Here is a 22,984-nt window from a genome sequence, read left to right as displayed (position 1 = left end):
TCTTCTTGATACTTGATACTTGATGCTTTTAATCTAAATTAAAATGTCAGATATTTCAAAAGAATATACAGCTATTAACCCTGCTGATGTACCGGCTAAGGTACTTCGCTCAGGAGACAAGTTGCCAACCGTTGGTTTGGGAACATTCGGCTCAGATCGCTTTACACACGAAGAAGTGGCTGATGCAGTAAGAAATGCTATTCGCTTAGGTTACCGTCATATTGACTGTGCAGCGGTTTATGGAAATGAAAAAGAAATTGGTCAGGCGATCAAAGATGTAATTGCAGAAGGTGTTTGTACCAGAGAAGATCTTTTTATCACAGGTAAAGTTTGGAATGACCGCCATGCCGAAGTTGAAAAAGCATGTCAGGAAACGTTGGATGACTTACAGTTAGACTATGTTGATATGTATCTAATACACTGGCCATTCCCTAACTATCATGCACCTGGTTGTGATGGTGACTCACGTAATCCAGATTCAAAACCATTCTCTGTTGAGCAGTTTATGAATACATGGAAACAATGTGAGGCTTTAGTTGATACTGGTAAAGTGCGAAATATTGGTACTTCAAACATGACCATTGCTAAATATGAAGTAACTCTTCCTTTAATGAAAATTCTTCCTGCAGTTAACGAAATGGAAATGCACCCTTGTTTCCAGCAGCAAGAGTTGTTCGATTACTGTTTGAAAAACCAGATTCAACCTATTGGATTTATGCCTATTGGTTCTCCTACGCGTCCTGAACGTGATGTAGCTGAAGGTGATGCAGTAGATATTGAAACACCAGAGATTCAAGCCATTGCCAAGGCTCGCGGTGTCCATCCAGCTGTAATCTGTATTAAGTGGGCAATCAAAAACGGACAGGTAACTATTCCTTTCTCAGTTCACCCAATGGAGTACTTAAGCAACTTAACATCTTCATTCACTGATCCATTGACCGATGAGGAATTTGCTTCAATTAAAAATTGCGAGTGTGGTTCTCGTTTGGTAAAAGGTCAGGTCTTTCTTTGGGAAGGTGCTAAGCACTGGAAAGATCTTTGGGACGAAGAAGGCGTGATTGCACAATAATATAAACTGTGATAATATAAATAAACCTCCCTGATTTTTAAATAACAGGGAGGTTTTTTTGATAGCTTCTACACCTTTACTAAAAGTTTCTAAATGAATACATTCGCGTTAATTCCATTTCTGACTTTCGCTATTGTCACATCCATAACTCCTGGGCCAAATAATGTTTCTTCCATGGCATTTAGCATGGGAATGGGCTATAAAAAAACACTACCCTATATTGGAGGGATAACGTTTGGTACATTCATTGTTTTTATCATTTGTGCTTACTTATCATTGGGCCTATCCACATTAGTACCCGAGATAATAAACTACCTCAAATATATTGGTACCGCTTATATCCTATATCTCGCTTATAAAACTTCTAAACTTAATGTTGATACAGAAACTAAGCAAAATATTAAAGCACGATTTGCAGATGGAGCCATTCTCCAATTGGTGAACCCCAAAGCTATCTTTTATGGAATGACCGTATATTCAACCTTCTTTTATTCGTTCCTGAATAACAAGCTTTACATGATTTTATCATCTTTTGGACTTGCTTGCTTTACTTTTTGTATTGTTTCTGTTTGGGGATTATTTGGAGCTGCTTTGAAAAAACATCTCAAAGACATTCGAATTAAACGGGTATTTATAATTATAATGGTGCTAGGTTTATTATACGCTGCAATTGATATTTTGTTGAAATAGAACATTGTAGCAGTATAATATTAACCTGACAATCATAGCTATTTATCTATGCTTTTCGATATAAGGCAATGAAGGATTTGAATAATACAAGAAAGAGTCGACTACTCTATCAATCCTTACCATTATATATTTATAAGGTAGAGGTGATTTGATTCAATGAAAACTCTATTTTTTCATTTGATTAAATATTTAATACCTTAATTCTGTCATCTGAAATTACATGCCTCTTTTGACTGTTTATTGGCAAGTATAAATTGCTTTGTCATTCATACTTGCCTTTTTTAAACTGGAGCAACTAGAGTCCGCAGCAACTACATTTTGGACCTTGAATTTCGCCACGACAGGCAATAATCATTTGTTTTACAGCGTGTTCACAACCTTCACCATTGGGATGTAAATCTTTACATTTTTCACCTTTACATGCGTCCGTACTCCAACGAATATCATCTAAGGATTTTGCACCATTCTTAATGGCTATTTCAACCGTTTCTCTTTTAACATTCCGGCAGTAGCAGATTATATCATTCTTCATTTTCATTTCTTTTTTTTCAAAAATACATCATTACACCTATTCCGCTTAAAACATATTTCCCAAAAGATAGACTAATCTGAATGTAATTGAGAGAATGCGCGTCAATTGCTTTCTCAAACCATATTCTTTAATAAAAAGATACTCTTCTTACTCTCAATGATAAAATAGAACATCGTATAAAGTGAAGCATTATTGGCTAAATTCTTTTACACTGACTTTGTTTGTCTGCATTAAGGGCAGACGTATTAACCAGAAATAAAAAATATAATATCATTAATTATAACTAAGTGATAACTGATGGATATGAACGATATTATTAAAATTACTATGAAAGCAAACTAATGAACACGAAAGAAAAAAGTATTATAAATATTAACTATTTTAGGAGTTTAATACAAACCAGCCTCTAGTATATTTATATCTAATTTAAATACCAGATTCTTAATGAGATTCATAGGTTCTTCTACCCTCTTCGTCTTATTGATGTCATTAGTACATAGCGTTACTGCAAATGATATTACCAATGCCAGATTCGTTCATCTTAAACAAACTGATGGTCTGATTCAAAACTCTGTGACAGCCATCACTCAGGATCAATTTGGATTTATTTGGATTGGCACCCCAAATGGACTTTATAAGTATGATGGTTATAGGTTTGAGGATTTTAAACACAGTGAGGGAGATACAAGTTCAATCACCTCAAACAGCATAAGAACTATTTATGAAGATTCTGATGGAAAAATCTGGATTGGTACTGAAAAAGGTCTTTCTATATTTGACTATGCTACTCACTCCTTCTCTACTCCTAAAAACCTTCGAAGTAACTCTGTATTCTCGATTATTGAAGGGCCTAAAAACATCTTCTGGGTCGGTACAAAAAATGGCTTGTATCTATACAATAACCACAATAATAGCTTAACCTTAAAAAAAATCATCGCTAAAAATCCCGAAGTTTCAAAAAGCAAAGGTATCTCCTCTCCCCAAGTCAGTAGCCTAAGCTTTGATAATGATTCAAATCTCTGGATTGGCACTTCACAAGGTGTTGATTTGTTACTGTTTGATGATTTACTTATAAATCAAACAGATATCGATTTCAATTTCCAACACCTTAATGATTTTCCGGCATACGCTCCAATGCACAGAAAAGCAGTATCAAAAGTTATATCTTCAACAGATGGAATTCATTATATTGCCACTACTTCAGGTTTATATTCGATTAATGGTCGATTATGTAAAGCTGTTAATTTTACAGAACACGGAATTACAAATCCCAATATCAAAACAATAAATCTACAAGACAATGGTAATCTCTGGATTGGCACCAAAAGTCAGGGCTTACTTTGCTACAATACTAATGACAATACCATATCTCAACATTCCAATTCACCTTTAAATCCTTATTCAATTGCTAGTGATCAGATTAATGACGTGTATCTTGATTCTAATAATTTACTTTGGATAGCTTGTGCTCGTGGCGGAATATCTAAGCTTTACCTTAATCAAAAGGAATTTGAACACTATTTTCATATTCCGCAAATCAATAATTCTCTATCTCATAATCAGATTAATGCTATATGTGAAGATACAAACAACAATATATGGATAGCAACATATAAAAAAGGCGTCGATTATTTGTCTTTTAAAGATGGTGAAGAACAATATTTGCATTTAGGAGATTATATTCCGGAATTAAATAACTGGCAAGTATTTTCACTGCGTGTTGATAACCGTGGTAATTTATGGATGGGAACACATGGTCATGGCTTATTATTAATAGAAAGGAAGGAGCTTAAAAAGCTTGAGCATGGACAAACACCACGGTTTAATAAATTCGATTCGTTTGAAGAAAATGGCGAAATATATCCTCTAAGGTCCATATCAAATATTAACCAAGTAAGCGAGAATGAGTTTTGGCTCAGTTCATTTGTTGGCGAAGGTGTCACCAAGCTGAAGCTTAAAAATGGCAATGTACAAACGCCAGAATTTCAACGTTTCAGAAACGATCCATTTAAACTTTCCACCATCTGTTCAAATAACATTTCCATCACCTTTAAAGATGATGATGGAAACATTTGGGCAGGTAGCCGTGATAATGGCTTAAGTAAAATAGTCTTGGATAGCCACCAAAATGTAGAAAACTATATTCATATTAAAACAGATGCAAGTATACCATCATCATTATCTAACGATCGTATATTTGCTATTAATCAAGATAATGAAGGGCGTATTTGGATTGGTACTTTTGGTGGTGGAATTAATATTCTTAAAAAAGGGAGTAGCTTAGCAAACCCTGATTTCATTCATCTAAATGAATTAAATGGTTTAGCAGATAATTCAATTTACGGAATGCTAAGGGACCATGAAGGTAACTTTTGGGTCAGTACCGATGTGGGCATATCAAAAATAAATGCTAAAACGTTTGAGATTCGTAATTATAATGTTTCAGATGGCATACAAGCTGGAAACTTTAGACGAAATGCCGTACATAAGGGTTTTTCTAATCAATTTTATTTTGGCGGTATATTAGGTATCACGGCCTTTAATCCACAGAAAATTCATAAAGACATTACTCCACCAGAAGTATTAATAACGCAGTTCTCAATTCAGGGACAAAGAATAAAAGCTAATACTAAATATAATAATCGAGTCGTATTAAGTAATTCAATTCAAAATGTTAAGGAAATTGAAATTCACCCGTCTGAAAGGAGCTTTTCATTTGAATTTGCTTCAACACATTATCCATTTCCACAGCACAACTCCTTTTTTTATTTATTGGAAGGATTTAATGATGATTGGCAAGAAATAGAACAAGGGAGCAATAAAATAACATTCTCAAATTTAAAGCATGGCAACTATGTGTTTAAGGTAAAAACCGAATCACCTGATGGTATCATTAGTTCAAATGTTGCTAAAGTAAATATTGAAGTACTACCTCCTCTCTATTTAAGTTTTTATGCTCTTGTACTCTATATTTTGATAATTGCTTTTATCTTTTGGATTTTTCGTCGTATTATCATATTCAGACAACAGCTAAACAATGAGCTAAAAATTGAGCAACTAGAAAAAGAGAAGATTCAGGAAATCAATCAAATGAAATTAACTTTTTTCACAAATATTTCTCACGAATTTAAAACACCTCTTACATTAATTTTAGGCCCCTTGGATAATATTCTATCATCCGGCAAACTAGATCGTTACCTCATTGACAACTTAAAAATAATGCAATCTAATGCCCAAAGGATGCTTAAGTTGGTCAATCAATTGATGGAATTTAGGAAAATTGAAACTGGGCATTTTACTTTAAAATTGGAACGTGCCGATATTGTTTTCTTTTTAAGTGAGATTAGCAATTCATTTATACCATTAGCTAAAAAACACAATTTACAATTGAACTTTTCAAGTTCAACCAAATATTTGCCACTTGAATTTGATGCTGATATGCTTGAAAAAGTCATATATAATATTCTTTCCAATGCCATTAAGCACAGTGATATTGAAGGGGTGATTTCGGTTGACATATACAAAGAGAAACATCATAAAATAAATAGTAATACAAATGATGTTTATATTGTTGACAACAAGTTGCAGCAATGTGTAACAATAAAGATTAAAGATACAGGCAAAGGAATTCCTCATGATGAAATTCCAAAAATATTTGATCGTTTTTACAAAGCTGAAAAAACTGAAAACAAGATTCAATCAAGCACTGGAATAGGTTTGTCAATGGTTAAGTCACTTATAGAACTTCATAAAGGAATTCTAATTGTGAATAGTAAAGTAAATGTTGGTAGCACATTTATAGTAAAGTTGCCAAGTCTGAGCTCAGAAGAAGAAGCTATTGCTTTTAAAAATCTTAAAAAGAAGAGTCCACGTTTATTGCTGGAAGAAGAGTCAAAAGAAGAAAATATTAATATTGCAGAACTGCCACAATTCTTTTCTGATTTCTCATCTGAAAAAAGACCTTTATTAATGATAGTTGATGACAATGCTGAAATACGACAATTCCTTTGTCAAGCATTTGAAAAACATTTTGAGATAATTCAAGCTGAAAATGGAAAAGAGGCATTGGCATCGGCGATAGAAAATTTACCTGAAATTATTATATCAGACGTAATGATGCCCGAAATGGATGGCTTTGAATTAACCCATTCCCTTAAAATTAATGTACTAACAAACCACATCCCTATTATACTCTTAACAGCAAAAGGCGCATTAGAGCATCGTATTGAAGGCATTAGGAAAGGAGCTGATTCATATATTCCTAAACCTTTTAAATTGGAACATTTAGCAGCTCGTATTCAGCAATTAATGGAGTTAAGAAAAACCTTACGTGAAAAGTATCTTTCAGAAACCACTCTAAAACCAAGCTCTAAAACACAAAGTTATTCAACATCAGAAATGGTGTTTTTACAAAATGCCGAAAAGGCAATCGATGAGAACTTATCAAATTCTGAGTTTGCTGTGGCTGACCTTGAGAATGCATTATCATTGAGTCGCATGCAATTGTATCGTAAACTGAAAGCCTTAGTTGATTTATCGGCAAATGAATTTATCAGAGATTACAGATTAAGAAGAGCAGCCATCATGTTAAGTGAAGGTGAGCATAACATCTCTGAAATAATATTTAAAACAGGCTTTTCTAACCATTCCTACTTCACTCGATGTTTTAAAAAGAAATATGAAAAGTCTCCTAAAGAGTTTGCTAAAGACTATAAATAAAATTTTATCGATCTAAACTAATTTAATCCCAATGAAATTCTACGTTGATGGTCGTAATGAAGGTGGATTACCTACGACAACTCCAACTACTGGGGCACAAAATTTTGATGCGTCTAAGCATTGGTTATTCCCAATACCTCAGTTTAAAAGGGATGTTAATCCTAATCTCGAACAAAATGGCAGTTGCTAAAAATAAATCCTACGACATTAAAATCCGGCTAAACAGCCGGATTTTTTTTCTGACCTCTCCTTTGTTTTAACAATTACCAACAAGCCACACTTGCACCAAATAAATTGAACTATAAAACACCATTATTATTCAATTTGTGCAATTTTTTGTGCAATTGAGATAAACCCACTTGCATGTAGCAGTTTATTTTGGCCTCAAATTAACCGTTATCAGGTAAGCCAATTGATGCATGGGGTAAATGATATAAAAATTCATCTCAGTGGTATTAATAGATAGGTTGCTTTCACAAAAAAAATAACATGATTAGCATTTACAGATACAGTACATTTTTACTTGTAGCATTCTTATTTATTCAATGCCATTCGGCAAAAACAGTAAAAGAGAATCCTCCCAACATCCTCTTTGTTCTTTTAGATGATATGGGTAAAGAGTGGGTAAGTGAATATGGTGCAGAAGAAATTAAAACACCAACTATTGACCAACTAGGACAAGAAGGTATAATTTTTGAAAATGCCTACTCCATGCCGCAGTGCACTCCTAGTAGAGTGGCATTACTAACGGGTCAGTACCCATGGCGTAATGGATGGATAAACCATTACGATGTACCACGCTGGGGACATGGTGCCCGTTTCGATCCCGAACTTAATCCATCTTACGCTAAGATACTTCAGAAAGCTGGCTACAAAACATGTGCTGCTGGTAAATGGCAAATTAACGATTTCAGACTTGAACCTACCATTATGAACGATGTGGGTTTTGATGAGTATTGTATGTGGACAGGTTATGAAGAAGGAATACCCGCTAGTGCTGAACGCTATTGGGATCCGTACATCCATACAAAGGAAGGCAGCAAAACCTATAAAGACCAATTTGGTGAAGATGTGTTCACCGACTTCATTATTGACTTTATGAAAGGCAATAAGGAAGATCCATTTATGGTGTACTATGCCATGTGCTTACCTCACGGACCTCTAGTACCAACACCCCTTGAGCCAAATGTTACCAATAAAATGGATAAGCATAAAGCCATGGTTAAATATACTGACTACATTTTGGACAGACTAACTAATTCACTGGAAGAACTAGGCTTACGTGAAAATACCATCATCATTTGGACAACAGACAATGGGACAGCAGGGAATATCTCAGGCATGAGAAACGGAACAAAAGTTAAAGGCGGCAAAACTCGCTTAACTGAAAATGGCATAAACGCACCATTCATCGTTAACTGTCCTGGACTTGTACCTGAGGGAGTAAAAACAACAGCTTTGATGGACTTCACAGATATGCTACCTACTTTCGCAGACATTGCCAAAGCAGATATTCCTGAGGAGTACATTACCGATGGTGTTTCTATTGCTGATATCATTTTTGGTCAATCCAATCAATCAAAAAAAGAATACATACAAGCACTTGGCTCTAATCCAGCACTAATTAAAGATAAGCGGGTTGCCAACACATTTACATTCAGAGATCGCGTACTTAGGGACGAGCAATACAAAGTATTCGTCAATACTTCAGGCGAGATATATGCTTTATACGATTTAATAAATGATCCATATGAGAAGGTCAACCTTATTGACTCACAAGCACAAACTTGTATTGATGCCATAAGAAAGTTCAAAAGAGGCCTAGAGCAAATGCCTGCAATTGACAATGCACCAGTATATATAAAAGGTGATGCCAACACATGGGATATTGACACCACTAAACACAATGCGGTAGCACGTAAAAATATGAATAAACCCAATAGAGTTGATTAAGAGAAAATTCATCACTTAAATTCTTCAATATACAAGTAACACATAAAGTGATGAGTAGTGTATGATTATGAAAATAAAATTTACATCTATGAATATTTCAATACGCCCCTGGTATCTTATTGTATGCTGCGCACTTCTGTTACAATCATGCAATAGAAATAAAAATACTGGTGTCAAGACCAATAACGGGAACATCAATGAACGTCCAAACATAGTGATTTTATATGGAGATGATCAAGGAACACTTGATCTTGGGTGCTATGGCACAAATGATATTGCTACACCGCATCTGGATAAACTAGCCAGCCAAGGCCTAAAGTTCACACAAGCCTATGCACATACGGTTTGTTGTCCTTCTCGAGCAGCATTACTAACTGGCCGTGCTCCACAAAGAGGTGGTGTTAACTCCTGGACATCTTGTAATCCAAACGATATGGATGGCCGTGTGATGGATTTAAATGAGGTAACCTTAGCTGAAGTTCTAAAAGACGAGGGTTACAAAACCGCCCTCATAGGTAAGTGGCATTTGGGTGCTCGTGATACCCACACTCCCTTAGACCAAGGCTTCGACTATTTCTTTGGCTTCAGAGGTGGTTTTATCGATTACTATTCACATCGTTTCCTACATGCTGGATGGCAAAAACCTCAATTTCATGACTTATATCGTAATAGAGCCGAAGTTTATGAGGGTGACACATATTTTCCGGACATACAAGTTAAAGAAGCAACACGTTTTATTGAAGAGAATAAAAACGACAACTTCTTCCTATATATGGCTTTTAACCTTCCTCACTATCCAGAACAACCTGATTCAAGCTATACAGAACGATACAAGGATTTACCGTGGCCTCGCCGTTCATATGCTCCTATGATAACAACCATGGATGATCGAATTGGTAAAGTATTAGAAAGTATAGAAAAGCAAGGGTTGTCAGAAAACACCATTGTACTGTACATGAGTGATAATGGTCATTCTACAGAAGATTATTACAATTGGGGCAATAGCTATGGAGGCAACGGTGGTGGCGGATATGCCGGAAAATGGCGCGGCGCTAAAGGTAGCTTTTTCGAAGGTGGTCTTAGAGTTCCATGCATCATTTCTTATCCGAACAAATTTCCAGCCAATCAAGAGCGTAACCAAGTAATAACTAATATGGATTGGCTGCCAACAATTTGTGATGTACTAAATATTAATCAGCCTAAAAACAAGTTAGATGGAAAAAGTATACTTCCCATAATAATGGATGATAACGAAACATCACCACATGAAGTTTTACATTTCATGTGGCAGCATATGTGGGCAGTTAAAAGAGGTGATTGGAAATTGATTTTCAGAGGACATGACACAACTGGTAAGTTCTCAGAACATCCCGAAAAAGATTTTTTTATGCCAGAGTATTATTTGGCTCGATTGAGCGATGACAATCCAGAAGAAATAAACTATGCAGAGTTATATCCATCCATCGTTAAAGAATTAAGACACCTACACGAAATATGGGCTAAAGATGTTTTTAAAAACTCTGGCTACCCCGACCCAAATAAAGAAACAATTCAGAATAAATCAACAGCAAAAGGAACTATAAAATTGTAAACCTAAATAAATTACACTTTATAATGTCATCGCCAGTGTTAAAAATCATCGCCTTAATAATTTTTGGCATTTGTTTTTCATCCTGTAAAACGGATGAAAAACCACCGAATATTCTATTTATTATGGCCGATGATCACGATAGAATTGCTATCAGTGCTTATGAGAGTTATTTGGCAAAAACAGCACCAACACCTAGCATCGACCGCCTTGCTAATGAAGGCCTGCGCATGAATCATGTTTTATGTACGAATGCTATTTGTACGCCAAGTAGGGCGGCCATCTTAACAGGGCAATATAGCCAGGTTAATGGAGTTTATACCTTACACGATGATTATAATTCAGATACCGACAATCTTGTTAAGCAGTTACAAAGAGGTGGTTATGAAACTGCCATAGTAGGTAAGTGGCATCTTCACAAAGAACCCAAAGGCTTTGATTATTATAATGTATTACCTGGTCAGGGTAAATATTTTAACCCAAAATTTAAAGAGATAGGCACAAGATGGCAAGACCATAATGAGGGTGGTGAAATTTACGATGGTTATGTGACCGATGTAACAACAGATATTGCACTTAACTGGCTTAATGATAGATCGAAAAAGGATAAACCATTCTTCCTTATGCTACATCACAAAGCACCTCATGGCTTGTGGGAGTATCCTGAGCACCTTGAAACCTACTTGGAAAACACGCAAATACCTGAGCCTTCCAGTTTATATAATAATGTAAACCATGGCCCCCTTAATAGTAAAAAGTATGGCACGTCCATTTCGTTGCGTAATAGCCGCCGAAACATGGTCAACCAAACAGCTAATGACAAATGGCCGACTGGTCGTATTGATACAACAGACTTGTCTAACAATGAAAAAACATCATTAGCCTATCAAAAATATCTCAAAGACTACCTTCGTTGTGTTAAAAGCATTGATGATAACGTAGGTCGTGTATTGGATTATCTGGACAAAAACAACCTTGCCGAAAATACTATCGTAGTTTATACATCAGATCAGGGACAATTCCTAGGGCAGCATGACTATTTTGATAAGCGATGGATGTATGAAGAACCGTTACACATGCCGTTCTTGGTACGTTATCCTAATGAAATTGAGGCCGGAACAGATAATAGTGACATTTGCTTAAACATAGACTTTGCTCCTACCTTTTTGGATTACGCTAACATCAAAAAGCCCAACTCTATGCAAGGTGAAAGTTTTAGAAGTAACCTAAGGGGCGAAACACCTAATGATTGGCGTCAGAGCATGTATTATCGCTACTGGATGCACATGGCACATCATGATAACCCGGCGCATTACGGTATACGTACCAAACGCTACAAATTAATATTCTTTTACGGTCTACCTCTCGATGCCAATGGTGCAGTAGCTGACAATATTATTGGCCCTTATTGGGAGTTGTACGATTTAAAAAATGACCCTTCTGAGATGAATAATGTGTATGCTCATCCTGATTACGCAGATATCATTGTTAATCTAAAACAAGAGCTATTGCAATTGAAAAAGCAATACCGTGATGAAGATAGCAAGTACCCCTTGCTTGAAGAATTACGCCTAGCAAGTTGGTAACTACATTATAAAAAACTAAAAATCTGCATTCTAGCCTCTAAGGTATCAATCAACCCAAGCGGTCTTATTTTTTAATGATACCATAAAAATCGTTTTAAACACTTAGTCTAAGAGAAAAGCTTTCCGTACTCTGTCAAAAATTTAATCTTTGGCAAAAATCAAAAACTTGAATAAATCACAGTCCTTATATAATCGAATTACATTTATAATAATTTTGATTGCTTGTTGTTCTACACAATCATTATCTCAGGCTACCACGCATGTTAAAGGGCGAGTCTCAACACCATCCAACAAAGCAGTGCCATTTGCCAATGTAGCAATATTCAACACACACAATCAGATTATAGGAGGTGATGTAACAGATAGTTTGGGGGTATTTCAAATAACAGATGTTACTGAAGGATTATACAAATTACAGGTCCATTTTATTGGTTTCGTACCCTACCAGCAAGATAGCATCTACATCTCAGACCTAAATGAGACAGACCTGGGTACAATTATTATTAAAAGACAAAAAACACGTTTGGAAGAGGTTGAAGTTGTTGCTGAACGCCCTTTTATGGAACAAAGCTTAGGACAGACCACCATCAATGTAGGCGAACACCTGTCTGGGGCCGGGGAAAGTGCCATTGACCTGATGCGATTTGTGCCATCTGTTTCAACCGATGAAGATAACAATGTATTACTACGTGGGGCACCAGTAACCATCTTGGTCGATGGTGTTGAAACCGACCTGGCTAATATATTGGAGCAACTACCAGCTGAGACCGTTGATAAACTAGAAATTATCACCAATCCATCCGCAAAATATGCCTCTAGAAATGGAAACGGCATAATAAATATTGTTCTAAAAAAGGATAAGATAAAAGGTTCAAATGGTCGGATACAGGCGGCGGTCGGCCATCCTGAGAAATGGCTATTCGGTACGAGCTACACCCTTCGAATGAAAAAACTGGCCTCCTACTCCTATGTAAATTACAACCACAATACCGACGAACAAACGACAGAAACACACCGCACAACGGTTCTCAACAATAACGAATCGAACCTGATAAACAAAGGAGTAAGCAAGCGTAACATGGACAACCTGATGCTGCGACAAGGTTTTAAATACCAAATCAACAAAAGTCAATTTATTGACTTGCGTGGCTTGTACCAAATCAGCACAAACGAATTTCAGAGCTTTAATTCGTCGCATGTATATAAAGCCGATTCAAGTTTAAAAAACCACACTAAAAACACAGCTTATGGTGAATATAAGCGTCGGTATTGGGAAGTAAACGGTCGATGGAAAAAGGAATTCAAAAACAAATCAAGCCTGAACCTCTTTGCCAAATATGAGCAACAATTTATTGACAACCCTTCACACCGTTTTATTCAGCCATATAATATATCAGATGGCAGCGTCAATCAGAGTTACACAACACAAAACAGAGCCTATCCAGAAACCACAACTAGTAGTCGTCTTAAATTTGATTATGAATATCCAATAAGTGAAAAATTAAAATTTGAAACAGGAGGTATCGTCATCCAACGAAGGGCAAAAGCATCTAACAAATACTTAAAAACAAAGTACACCTATAACACGGACGATGAAACGTTTACTCCATCATCAGACAGTACAAAAAGTAATTCATTCATAGTCAATGAAATTAGTCCAGCATTATATAGTGTTATATCAACCGAAATTAAAGGTATTTACGCTTCTGTAGGTTTGCGGTATGAGTACACCCATATAGAGCCCTACTCCATCACCAGCGACACCGGCCTGATACAACAGTACCATAAGCTCTTGCCCACTTTACAGTTATCCACTAATTTAGGCGAGAAATTCTCCATTGGTTTTTCATGGTCCAAACGTATAAAGCAGCCCAAATACAAGCAATTAAACCCCTTTGTTATTTATAATGGATTATACTCTAAGAGTGGTGGCAACCCACAACTCAAACCTCAAGAGATTAATAATTATGAATTATCTGCTCATTGGCAATTAAGCAAGCATTCTTTCTCTCCATCTTTGTTTCACAAACAAAACACAGGCTTAATAAGTCAATACCAGCACATCATTATAGAAGATGAACGGGAAGTTATGTATCGGCAATACCTTAATATTGGCAATAGTCAGCAGTATGGCTTTGAACTAAATATGAGCAATCGGATTACAGAATCCTGGAGCCTTAAATCCAATTTCTTAATAATGCATCAAACCATAAAGCATTATGCCAAAGCGCACTATTTTAACGTAAATGATCTGTCTTATAATGCTAAAATCACTTCCGACATTCTGTTGCCACAAAACTTTCGTCTTCAACTAACTGGTGTTTACGAATCACCAACCAATACAGTATCGGGTCTTAAGTACGAGCTGTATTTTTTTGATCTTGGTTTAAGAAAATCAATACTAAAAAAGAAAGGTGCATTATATTTAAAATATGCTGATGCTCTTAATACCCTCGAAAGACGTAAATTAAATGATAATACGCCCAATATTCATTCCAATACTAAAAGCAAACAACAGAGCAGGCGATTACTCCTCTCATTGACTTATAAATTCAATAAAATCAGAACATCCAAATAATAAACGAAATTGATTTTTATTAGCATTTACAAATAACTATTTATGGCAGGTTTATAGCAATGTTTTTTTGAAATCATCAATCTTAAACGTATTTTCATCTCGTAATCAAAATCACCATTAAGTGCCAAAGAAATTAAAAATCGTCACAATCTGTTTGCTATTCACGCTGCTTACCCAATACTCAACGCAGGCAAAACAATTTAGGTTTGAAAAAATGCAACCCAATGAACCGTTATTTGGTGAGCGCATTACTCAGGTCATTAAATCTACTGATGGATTTATATGGATTTGTGGCATAGACGGGGCCAGTCGTTTTGATGGATATAACGGCATTAATTTCCTAGGGCATGACAGCATTGAAAAGAATAGAATTTTTGGTAATAGAATGTTGGCGATGCATGAAAGTAAAGATGGTCGCATTTGGCTCGGTAACAATAAAGGATTAAATGTATTTACCCCGCAAGAAAACTCATTCCAATACATTAAAAGCAATGTATTTAATACTATCCGAATAAGCTTCATCACAAGTTATAATGATAGCCTTCTTGTGACATCATCAGGCAACTCAAGTTATTTATTCAATACCAACACCAACGCATTTGTTGAAACAATGCTCCCTCATATATTGAAAGCTAAGGCTAGGGATATTAATGAAAATATTTGGTGGGGTACCAAAAGTGGCATGCTCATTAAAAATGACTCCACTAAGTTTACTGTTAAAGGATCTATTAACGATCTGTTCTTTACTTCCTGCGGACACCTGTACGTAGCCACTAATAATGGTCTTTTTATCATTGAAAAGCAAGAGCTTGATAACCCTAGGCCTACTATAAAACATTACTACATTGGAAGAGAAAAGACAAGTATCAGTCATAAAGAACTGAGTTCGATAGCTTTTTATCAAGGTCAGATTTGGATTGGTTCCAGAAGTGGTTTAAATCAAGTTGTTATAAACAAGAATGATTTGCCGGTAAGAATTACCAAACATTATCACCAAACAAATAATCCATACTCGATTTCAAACAATCAGGTTACGAAACTTTTAACGGATAACGAGGGTATATTGTGGATTGCAACTTTTAATGGCCTGAATATTCTTGATCCGTCTAAGCAATGGTTTAATGCATTTCAGTACCAACCAAAACAAGCAGAAAGTCTTCATGACAATAATATAATTTGCATTGATGGTGATGCCAGAAAAAATGTCTGGATAAGTGGTTTTAATAGTGGCTTAACAAAATACTCTGCGCAAACCAAGCATTTTAAACACTTTCACAAAGGTAACTCAGGTCTGCATAATGATCATTTGAGACAAATTTCTACAATCAATGATGATCAGGTTTTTTTCTATAACGATAAAGGCATCTCGTACTTTGATGCAGAAACTAATCTATTCAAGCAGGTAAAAACAATATTAAATAAATCTGATGAAGCCATAAAAACCATCACACATCAGATATTTGAAACAAAAAATAATCAAATATGGCTGGGAACAAAAAAAGCTTTATACAAGGCTAAATTCATTAATGACTCGTTCATTATAGAACACTTTTGTGCCTTGTCGGATGTGAGTGATATACAAATGACCGAAGATCAAACTGGCCGATTATGGCTGGCAACAGACAAAGGTATTTATTTAATATTTCCCAAAAACCCCAAACGAACAAGACATTTCAATACAACTAGTAATTCGGAATTTATCACTTCAAACTTTACGGATATAGCATTTGACACTAATAACAACTTATGGCTCTGTAACGTAAATGGCTTACATTTTTTGAGTAATACAGACTTACTTAATCTCATTCCCTCTAATTACCAGTTTAAAAGATACAGTATTCACGATGGACTGCCAAGTAACCATACAGTTGCGATTCTCCCCGATATAAACGGAAGAATGTGGGTTAGTACATGGAATGGCATTGCTCGATTTGATCCATTCGGCACAAATGGTCATTTTACCATATTTGATTCTTCTGATGGTTTAATATCGCAAAAATACACACGCCGTTCTGCCTTTAAAGATACTGACTCTAACACGTTCTATTTTGGTGGTGTTAATGGCGTTAATTACATTAATCCACTTGATGTAAATCCCAAAGCAGACAACCAAACACTAAGCTTTTACAGCATCAATCTTGAAGACGACAATGTTGATAATAACGCGATAAGCGTCACTAAATCGGATACTCTTATATTAGAGCAAAAAAAGGCAATTGATAAATGGGAATTAATATTTCATTTCAACAGTTTACTGTCCCATAATCATCAAAATTTTAAATGGCGATACCTTCACCCTGACTCAACATGGCATTTATCGGCAACCCCGAGCATTGAATTTGAAAATCTATCTAATGGGGAATACAACATTGAAATAATGCCCATTTTACCGAATGGTGAGTCTGGTAAAGCAAAGGTTGTTCAACTGTTTGTTAAAACACCCAATTACAGGCTTATTCTTGCTATAATAGGAATCTTAGTCATACTAATTTCATGGTTAATTATTAGATTTTTAAAGGCCAAGAATAAAAAACCCAAATATCGTTATTCTAATTTGTCACAAGATGAGTCATCCCTTATATTTAAAAAGTTAGAGCAATACATGCAGCATGAAAAACCATACTTAAATTCTAAACTCACCGTTGATGAACTCACAAAATACCTGGATGTTTCAAATGTCACCTTCTCACAAGTGCTCAACAAGTTTAAAAACACTAGTTTTTACGAATATGTGAATCATTATAGAGTAATTGAATTTAAACAACGTCTGGCTGATGGTTACAACCCTAATCTTACCCTTTTAGGATTAGCTGAAGAATGTGGCTTTTCTTCCAAGTCGAGCTTTTACAGAGCATTTAAAAAAGAAACCAACCTTACTCCTGCTCAATACGAAAAAGCAATGAATGATAAGGCAACTAAAAACTAACATAGATAGTGCAAATAAACAATACTTATCTTTCAGAAGACAAGATTCAAAGGTTCATTTGTGATAATTGGACCTTTACTATTTAAGTGAGACTCCGGATCATAAAAACACCCTACACCCAATAAATCAGATCGTTCCATCTTTTAAAAGACAAGACTCCATTAAAAAGTAGTGTTTAAGTTTAGTGAGACATGATAAAAGTTCGTTTGGCATTACACAAAAGAGATAAGCAATACATTGCATTATCGAAAATCATTTAAAACGACATATTCATGAAGCTTAAAATCAGTTTAGCTGCCGCTCTGTTGGCAGCACTTACTTTAACACAAGCACAAGACAAGAAACCAGAAAGGCGTGAAGCAGGTTTCGATTGGGATCGATCCTATTCTGAAGAGTGGGAAGAAATGAAGAAATACCCAATTCCTGAATGGATGATTGATGCCAAATTTGGAATTTACACACACTGGGGCATTTATTCGGTACCTGCTCATGGCGGGCCTGATTACGTCAAAGAAATGTACAAAGCCGATCCGGAAAAATCGAAACGCGGTACAGCACAATATCACATTAATAAATACGGACCGGTAGCCGAATTCGGATACAAAGACTTTTTACCCATGTTCAATACCCCAAAGTTTGACGCTAAAGAGTGGGTTGACGTGATGGAAAGCGGAGGCGTCAAGTTTGCTGGCATCTGCTTATCGCACCACGATGGCTTTGCACTTTGGGACAGTAAACACTCAGACTACAACTCTGTTAACTATGGTCCTAAACGTGATATTTATGGCGAGATAGCTGCAGAGGTAAAGAAACGAGATGATATTAAGCTAGCTGCAACTTTCCACATGGCACGCACATACGGGTACATGTACGACAATGATAAAAACTATAGCAAAGAACAGAAGCAAACATGGGATATTTTTGATCCTGAGTATGCTCACATGTATAAAGATAAAAGTGTGTTGTCAAAAGAGGATTTCGCTGCAGAATGGAGCGGTAAAGTTCGTGAAGTCATCGACAACTACTCACCAGATGTACTTTGGTTTGATGGATTATCTGGGTCAATTAAAAATGATGAAGTACCAGAGGATTCAATTGTAGATATATTAAAGTACTACTATAAAAAAGGTTTCGAATCTGGCGATTCCGTTGTGGTATGTAGTAAACTGCCAGGCACCAGAGTTTGGAACTTTCCTTTGGGTTTTGGTTTGCGCTGCTATGAAAATTGCCGTGATATGGAAGAAGATCCCCAAGGATACTGGTTGGCTGACCGTGCCATCTCCTACCCTTGGTGTTATGTGAACGATAAACAATACAAGCACCGTGCACCTTATCATATTCGCAGTTTAGTTGACATGACCAGTCGAGGAGGTATTTTCTTCTTGTCATTAACACCTAAAGGTGATGGTTCTATTCCTGATGAGGAAAAGGAGATAATGAAGAACATGGGTGATTGGCTAAGCATAAATGGTGAAGCAATTTACGCAACTCGCCGATATAAAACAGCAGGCGAAGGAACAACCGAAATGCTAGTATGGTCAAAAGGTAAAAACCGTTACAAATGGGATTTTACAGCACTTAACGCTGAGGATGTACGCTTTACACGTAGCAAAGACCTTACAAGCCTATACGCCACAGTATTAGGCGTACCTGAATCTAAAACATACACCATTAAGACATTAGATAAAGGCAAAAAACTAAGCACAGGTGGCGGTATAGAATCTATTTCAATGCTTGGTTCAGATGCTACAATCAAATGGGAAGAAACTGAAGAAGGTCTAAAAATCTATTTCCCAGAAGTAATACCAAACGACATAGCCTGTTCGTTTAAGATTATAGTAAAAGGTAAATTGGTAATGTAAGACTGTTTTCTGATTATGGTATTAACAATAAATAAAAGTTAATTATGAAAAAAATATTATATATAACGCTCGCATCCTTACTACTTGTGGCAGGTTATACTAAAGCCCAAAAGAAAGGAACAAGCGAAAGACCCAACATTATCTTTTTACTAACTGATGACCAACGCTACAATGCATTGGGTTGCATGGGCAATGATGAAATTCAAACGCCCAACATTGATAAACTGGCTGAAAAAGGCATCATGTTTACTCAGCATTATAATCCAACAGCCATATGCATGGGTGCTCGTGCTACCATAATGACGGGTATGTATGAGCACAAAACAGGATGTAACTTCTCACATGGCGCATTACATCCCGATAAGTTTGAGCTATCTTATCCTATGCTAATGAAAAAAGCAGGTTATGCCGTTGGTTTTGCTGGTAAGTTTGGTTATGGTGTAAAAGCCGAAGGTAACAGCTCTTATCATAAATATGAAGATTTACCGGTGGATAAGTTCGACTGGTGGAAAGGATGGCCTGGACAAGGTCAGTACAATACAGTCGAGAACAAATACATGGCTGAATACGCTGAACAATATCCACACGTATCTCGTGCTTTAGGAGCTGCAGCCAAAGATTTCATGACTGAATATGGTCACAAAGAGAAACCTTTCTGTTTGTCAATAAGTTTTAAGGCGCCTCATGGGCCAGTATCTCCAGATCCTGATTTTGATGATGTTTACGCTGGAAAAGATTTCACCGAGGAAGAAAACTATTGGAGAGAAAACGGCGAGCACCTTTCCAAGCAATCAAAGCAAGGGCGTCAGTACGTAAAATTAGGTGACCACTGGAAGCCAGAAAAATATGATGTTTCATTGGCTAAATACTATCAGCTTATCTATGGTATTGATCAGGCTGTTGGTATGATTTTGGAAGAACTTGAAAAGCAAGGCTTAGCCGACAACACCATTATTCTCTATACTACTGATAATGGCTACCACTGTGGCGCTCATGGCTTTGGCGGTAAAGTGTTACCTTACGAAGAAGGGTCACGCGCACCGTTATTGGTGTATGCACCTAATGCTAAAGGCAATGGAAAAGTAAGTAATGCTTTAACTTCAAATATTGACATGGCTCCAACCATGCTTGATCTAGCAGGTATAAAGATACCTGAAAACATGGATGGTAAAAGTTTGGTAACACTATTAGACAAGCCAAATAAAGAAGTGAGAGATCACGATATCTTGATTCAGGCTTGGGGCGAAAACCCAACTCATTGCTTGAGTGTGGTAGCCGATGAATATAAATACCTGTACTGGTTTTATGGTAATGAGATGGAGCCTGTTGAAGAACTTTTCTGCCTTAAGGATGATAAAGGTGAAATGAATAACCTAATTAATGATGCTGCCCATGCTAAGCAATTGGCAAAAATGAGAAAACTTTACGATGCCGAGGTTGAGGAGTGGAAAGTGGAAGCTGTAAAAGATCATGGCTACGAAAAGTACGGTATTCTATTTGATCGCCACATTCCTTGGTCAGAGAAAACAGGCTTAATGAAAGAGCCTAAACCAGGAAAAGAGAAGAAGAACAAAGACAAAAAAAACAAGGGCAAGAAGAATAAAAAACAAAAATAATTGCAAATAGCGAAATTCAGGAGGTGACCATTGATATGCATTCGCTTCCTGAATTTTTATATTAAACAAAATAATATGAGGTATTTATTAATCACGATGGTTTTTGCATTTATTTCATGGAGCGGCATAAGTGCAAAAAATAAAAAGAAACCCAATGTCATCTTAATTATGGCTGATGATTTGGGCTATGGTGATGTTGGTTTTAACGGCAATACCATTATTAAAACACCTAACATGGATGCCATGGCTGCATCGGGAACGAAATTCACCAATTTCTATTCAGGGGGGCCTGTATGTTCACCAACCCGTGGCACCTGTGTAACAGGGCGTCATTATTTTCGTTACGGTATTTTCTCGGCCAACATTGGTCATCTGCCTGAAGAAGAAATCACCATCGCAAAACTATTACAAGAAAATGGTTATACAACTGGTCACTTTGGCAAATGGCATATGGGCACGCTTCATCCAGAGATATCACCAAAGGGGCCTAAGCGTAAACCAGCAGAAAACTTTGCGCCACCATGGCAACGTAATTACGATGTCTCATTTGTAACAGAATCAGCTGTTGCTACCTGGAATCCATCTATTGGAGGCCGCTACAATAACAACCCATATTATTATAATGGCGTTGAGGAAACAGAGAACCTGTCAGGCGATGATTCTCGAGTTATCATGGATCGTGTCATTCCTTTCGTGAAAGATGCAGTTAATAACGACAAGCCGTTCTTTTCAGTTATTTGGTTTCATACACCACATGAGCCTGTAATTGCTGGTCCTGAATACAAAAAGATGTACTCTGAATACTCTGAAGGTAAACAAGATTATTATGGATGTATCACTGCGATGGATGATCAGATTGGTCGCTTGCAAGAAGAGCTTGAGAAACTAAATATAGATGATAACACGATCATCTTTTTCTGTAGTGACAATGGCCCCGAAGGAAAAGAAGTATCAGACAAACGCCCAGGAACAACAGGTGGTTTAAGAGGTCGGAAGCGCAGTTTATACTGTGGTGGTGTAGGTGTACCTGCTTATGTGGTTTGGCCAGGTAAATCAAAAGCTGGTGAAACAAGTGAATACATATCCAGTACCTTGGATTATTTGCCGACTATCGTTGATGGTTTAGGAATTAAAATGCCTGATCAGCGACCTATTGATGGTGTTTCCTTGTTGCCTATGATGGATGGAACATCTAAAGAAAGAATAAAGCCATTACCTTTTATGCACCGGGGCAATGTGGCCTGGATAACAGGTGACTTAAAATTTATGACTGGTGGTCAAAAAGTCAAAGCAGTATACAACCTTCGCGACGACCGCTTTGAAACAACCGATATCAAAGATCAAATGCCAGAAGAAGTAAAGTCTATTGAAAAATACATAATGGACTGGAACCTATCTTGCAAAAACAGCCATAGCGGAGGCGATTATCAGGGAGAATTTGTTCCTGTGGATAGCTGGAGTGGTATTGATGTAAAGAAAGATCCTAGCCAGAAGAACAAAAGCAAAGAAAAGAAGAAGCAAAATAAAGAATAAGAGAACAACTACTTTAATCAGGGCACACGCATTTACAATAAATATACCACCCCACCTGTTGGCACCCCTACTAAAATTCAGGAGGGGACGGGTTTGCATCACTCTCCTCCTTTCGAAGGAGGAGTACCACGAAGTGGGAAGGTGGTAAAAGTAGTTAAATGCGATTGCCGTGCTACTTTAATCTATATGGCCAGTAAGCAATAAAATGCTTGCTGGCTTTTTTGTTAATACTTAACCATCCCTGTACACAACAAATAATTAGTTAATCCTTAACAACATCATAAGTCATTAGTTATCAACAATAAATGTGAATAACTAATGGCTTTTAAGCA

General features: G+C 36.5%; 13 protein-coding genes. 12 read left to right on the top strand and 1 reads right to left on the bottom strand.

Going from position 1 to position 22,984, the window contains the following annotated elements; all coding sequences use genetic code 11:
* Positions 1 to 43: 43 nt before the first annotated feature.
* Positions 44 to 1,069: an aldo/keto reductase family protein gene (locus tag JIV24_RS18035; RefSeq protein ID WP_234445873.1), complete on the top strand. Its 1,026-nt coding sequence runs from the start codon at positions 44 to 46 to the stop codon at positions 1,067 to 1,069.
* A gap of 93 nt (positions 1,070 to 1,162) precedes the next feature.
* Positions 1,163 to 1,759 (top strand): LysE family translocator, encoded by a 597-nt coding sequence (locus JIV24_RS18030; RefSeq protein WP_200466474.1) that lies wholly within the window; start codon positions 1,163 to 1,165, stop codon positions 1,757 to 1,759.
* Positions 1,760 to 2,054: 295 nt separating this feature from the next.
* Here JIV24_RS18030 and JIV24_RS18025 read toward each other — a convergent pair whose 3' ends face one another.
* Positions 2,055 to 2,291: a (2Fe-2S)-binding protein gene (locus tag JIV24_RS18025; protein WP_200466473.1), complete on the bottom strand. Its 237-nt coding sequence runs from the start codon at positions 2,289 to 2,291 to the stop codon at positions 2,055 to 2,057.
* Positions 2,292 to 2,735: 444 nt separating this feature from the next.
* On the opposite strand from JIV24_RS18025, the gene JIV24_RS18020 reads away from it, so the two are divergent.
* The 10 genes from JIV24_RS18020 (at position 2,736) to JIV24_RS17975 (ending at position 22,652) form a co-directional block, all read left to right on the top strand.
* Positions 2,736 to 7,010, top strand: a complete 4,275-nt coding sequence (locus tag JIV24_RS18020) for a hybrid sensor histidine kinase/response regulator transcription factor (protein WP_200466472.1) — start codon at positions 2,736 to 2,738, stop codon at positions 7,008 to 7,010.
* Positions 7,011 to 7,041: 31 nt separating this feature from the next.
* On the top strand, positions 7,042 to 7,200 hold the full coding sequence (locus JIV24_RS18015; RefSeq protein WP_200466471.1) for a hypothetical protein: 159 nt from the start codon (positions 7,042 to 7,044) through the stop codon (positions 7,198 to 7,200).
* A gap of 299 nt (positions 7,201 to 7,499) precedes the next feature.
* Complete coding sequence (locus JIV24_RS18010) at positions 7,500 to 8,963, top strand: sulfatase-like hydrolase/transferase (RefSeq protein ID WP_200466470.1); 1,464 nt, start codon at positions 7,500 to 7,502, stop codon at positions 8,961 to 8,963.
* A gap of 88 nt (positions 8,964 to 9,051) precedes the next feature.
* A complete protein-coding gene (locus JIV24_RS18005) occupies positions 9,052 to 10,554 on the top strand; it encodes a sulfatase-like hydrolase/transferase (protein ID WP_200466469.1) in 1,503 nt (500 codons plus the stop codon).
* A 23-nt stretch (positions 10,555 to 10,577) separates the two neighbouring features.
* Entirely contained in the window at positions 10,578 to 12,137 is a 1,560-nt protein-coding gene (locus JIV24_RS18000) for a sulfatase family protein (protein ID WP_234445872.1), read from the top strand.
* 166 nt (positions 12,138 to 12,303) lie between these two features.
* Positions 12,304 to 14,715, top strand: a complete 2,412-nt coding sequence (locus JIV24_RS17995) for a TonB-dependent receptor domain-containing protein (protein WP_200466467.1) — start codon at positions 12,304 to 12,306, stop codon at positions 14,713 to 14,715.
* A gap of 214 nt (positions 14,716 to 14,929) precedes the next feature.
* Positions 14,930 to 17,641, top strand: coding sequence for a two-component regulator propeller domain-containing protein (locus tag JIV24_RS17990; protein ID WP_200466466.1), 2,712 nt, complete (start codon positions 14,930 to 14,932; stop codon positions 17,639 to 17,641).
* A 272-nt stretch (positions 17,642 to 17,913) separates the two neighbouring features.
* Positions 17,914 to 19,503, top strand: a complete 1,590-nt coding sequence (locus tag JIV24_RS17985; RefSeq protein WP_200466465.1) for an alpha-L-fucosidase — start codon at positions 17,914 to 17,916, stop codon at positions 19,501 to 19,503.
* A 44-nt stretch (positions 19,504 to 19,547) separates the two neighbouring features.
* Positions 19,548 to 21,119, top strand: coding sequence for a sulfatase family protein (locus JIV24_RS17980; RefSeq protein ID WP_200466464.1), 1,572 nt, complete (start codon positions 19,548 to 19,550; stop codon positions 21,117 to 21,119).
* 75 nt (positions 21,120 to 21,194) lie between these two features.
* Positions 21,195 to 22,652: a sulfatase family protein gene (locus JIV24_RS17975; protein WP_200466463.1), complete on the top strand. Its 1,458-nt coding sequence runs from the start codon at positions 21,195 to 21,197 to the stop codon at positions 22,650 to 22,652.
* Positions 22,653 to 22,984: the final 332 nt, after the last annotated feature.

The organism is Carboxylicivirga marina (assembly GCF_016612505.1).
Classification (GTDB): Bacteria; Bacteroidota; Bacteroidia; order Bacteroidales; family Marinilabiliaceae; genus Carboxylicivirga; species Carboxylicivirga marina.
Note: the sequence above shows the minus strand (reverse complement) of the source record. Positions and strands in the feature narration are given on the sequence as shown.

What these genes read in the sequence shown, in the direction of transcription:
- JIV24_RS18000 (WP_234445872.1), top strand. Translation starts at nt 10,578, where the DNA reads ATGTCATCGCCAGTGTTAAAAATCATCGCCTTAATAATTTTTGGCATT.
- JIV24_RS17985 (WP_200466465.1), top strand. Translation starts at nt 17,914, where the DNA reads ATGAAGCTTAAAATCAGTTTAGCTGCCGCTCTGTTGGCAGCACTTACT.
- JIV24_RS18030 (WP_200466474.1), top strand. Translation starts at nt 1,163, where the DNA reads ATGAATACATTCGCGTTAATTCCATTTCTGACTTTCGCTATTGTCACA.
- JIV24_RS18025 (WP_200466473.1), bottom strand. Translation starts at nt 2,291, where the DNA reads ATGAAGAATGATATAATCTGCTACTGCCGGAATGTTAAAAGAGAAACG.
- JIV24_RS18020 (WP_200466472.1), top strand. Translation starts at nt 2,736, where the DNA reads ATGAGATTCATAGGTTCTTCTACCCTCTTCGTCTTATTGATGTCATTA.
- JIV24_RS17980 (WP_200466464.1), top strand. Translation starts at nt 19,548, where the DNA reads ATGAAAAAAATATTATATATAACGCTCGCATCCTTACTACTTGTGGCA.
- JIV24_RS17990 (WP_200466466.1), top strand. Translation starts at nt 14,930, where the DNA reads ATGCAACCCAATGAACCGTTATTTGGTGAGCGCATTACTCAGGTCATT.
- JIV24_RS18010 (WP_200466470.1), top strand. Translation starts at nt 7,500, where the DNA reads ATGATTAGCATTTACAGATACAGTACATTTTTACTTGTAGCATTCTTA.
- JIV24_RS17975 (WP_200466463.1), top strand. Translation starts at nt 21,195, where the DNA reads ATGAGGTATTTATTAATCACGATGGTTTTTGCATTTATTTCATGGAGC.
- JIV24_RS18035 (WP_234445873.1), top strand. Translation starts at nt 44, where the DNA reads ATGTCAGATATTTCAAAAGAATATACAGCTATTAACCCTGCTGATGTA.
- JIV24_RS18005 (WP_200466469.1), top strand. Translation starts at nt 9,052, where the DNA reads ATGAATATTTCAATACGCCCCTGGTATCTTATTGTATGCTGCGCACTT.
- JIV24_RS18015 (WP_200466471.1), top strand. Translation starts at nt 7,042, where the DNA reads ATGAAATTCTACGTTGATGGTCGTAATGAAGGTGGATTACCTACGACA.